Raw genomic sequence first — 1,877 nt, forward strand, 5'->3', positions numbered from 1 at the left:
CAACTACTGGGGCTACATGCCGCTGAGTTTCTTCGCCGTGCATGACAGCTACGGCATGAGAAACGCCTTCGGCGAGGAAATCGACGAGTTCAAGTCGCTGGTCAAGGCTCTGCATCAGGCTGATATCGAAGTGATCCTGGACGTCGTCTGCAATCACACCGGAGAGGGCGACGAAAACGGCCCGACCTTCAGCTATCGCGGCATCGACAACACCACCTATTACCTGCTCGAGGAGAACCGGGGCCGCTACCGGAACGACAGCGGGACCGGCAACGTCCTGAATACGGCGAACCGGTATGTGCGCGGCATGATCCTGGACAGCCTGCGCTACTGGGTCGCCGAGTTCCACGTCGACGGCTTCCGCTTCGACCTCGCCTCCCTGTTCACGCGGCGGGAGGACGGCAGCATCAACCTGGACGATCCGCCCATCATCGCCGCCATCCAGTCGGACCCGCTTCTGGCGGATGTCCGGCTGATCGCCGAAGCATGGGACATGGCGAGCTACCAGCTTGGCCGGACATTCCCCGGCAGCACATGGTTGCAATGGAACGGCCGCTTCCGCGACACGGTCAGGTCTTTCGTCCGCGGCGATGCGGGGCTGGCGGATGCCTTGAGGACGCGGATCTACGGCAGCGACGATCTGTTTCCCGACACGACGATCGACTCCTGCCACGCCTTTCAAAGCGTCAACTTCGTGACCTGCCACGATGGGTTCTGTCTCTACGACCTCGTCTCGTACGACGTGAAGCACAACGAGGCGAACGGCCATGGCAACCGCGACGGCATGGACGACAACCGGTCCTGGAACTGCGGCTGGGAAGGCGATAACGGCCTGCCGCAGGACGTCAGGGCGTTGCGGATACGACAGGCGAAGAACCTGTTCTGCCTACTGATGCTGGCGAACGGCACGCCGATGTTCACCGCCGGCGACGAGTTCCTGAACACCCAGGGCGGCAACAACAACCCATACAACCAGGACAACGAAACCACTTGGCTGGACTGGAGCCTGCTTGCCCGCAACGGCGATTTTTTCCGGTTCGCCAAATCGATGATCGCCTTCCGCAAGGCGCATCCGAGCCTGGGGCGCAGCCGCTTCTGGCGCAGCGACGTGAGGTGGCTCGGAGCATCGGGTGAAGCGGACCCTGGCTCCAGCCTGCTGGCCTTTCACCTGACCGGCGCCGGGGAGGACGACGACGATCTCTACGTGGCGATCAACGGCCAATCCCAGGACGCGGTGTTCATCCTTCAGGCGGAAGGCTGCTGGCGGCTCGTGGTGGATACGGACCACGATACCGGCGGCGACGGCGGCGGCGGCGGCGCTGCAGCCGCGATCCGGTTTTACACCGAACGGGAGGCGATGCCGATGCGGTCGCACTCGATCAAGGTGCTCCTGCGGGAGACGGGCAAAGCTCAGCCTCCGCCCGCCCCATCAAGCCCATAGCAACCCCGCCGAGATCACCACTCCCGATACGACCAGCACGATCAGGCAGAAGCCCATCACGTCCTTGGCCTTCAATCCCGCGATGGCCAATGCCGGCAGCGCCCAGAAAGGCTGGATCAGGTTGGTCCAGGCATCGCCCCAGGCGACCGCCATGGCTACCCTGGTCAGGTCGGCCTTCAGCTCCATGGCGGCCGGCAGCATCACCTGGGACTGGACGGCCCACTGGCCGCCGCCCGACGGGATCAGGATGTTCAGCAGGCCGGCGCTCCAGAAAGTGAAGAGGGGAAGCGTGTCGGCGGTGGAGAACGAGACGAACCATTCGGACAAGCTCTTCGCCAGACCGGATTCCACCATCATCCCCATGATGCCGGCATAGAACGGGAACTGAATGACGATGCCGGCAGCCCCCTTCACCGCTTCCTCCAGGCTGTGAAGG

The 1,877-nt window shown here is 63.6% G+C and carries 2 protein-coding genes; one reads left to right on the forward strand and one right to left on the reverse strand.

Features of this window, described 5'->3' with window-relative positions:
* A partial coding sequence (locus tag AC5JJ6_RS09475) for a glycogen debranching protein (protein WP_496041801.1) occupies positions 1–1,441 on the forward strand: 1,441 nt, incomplete at its 5' end.
* Here AC5JJ6_RS09475 and AC5JJ6_RS09480 read toward each other — a convergent pair.
* The coding region (locus tag AC5JJ6_RS09480; RefSeq protein WP_496041802.1) for a TIGR00366 family protein at positions 1,430–1,877 on the reverse strand (448 nt) is incomplete at its 5' end. The genes AC5JJ6_RS09475 and AC5JJ6_RS09480 overlap by 12 nt on opposite strands.

The organism is Skermanella sp. (assembly GCF_059503625.1).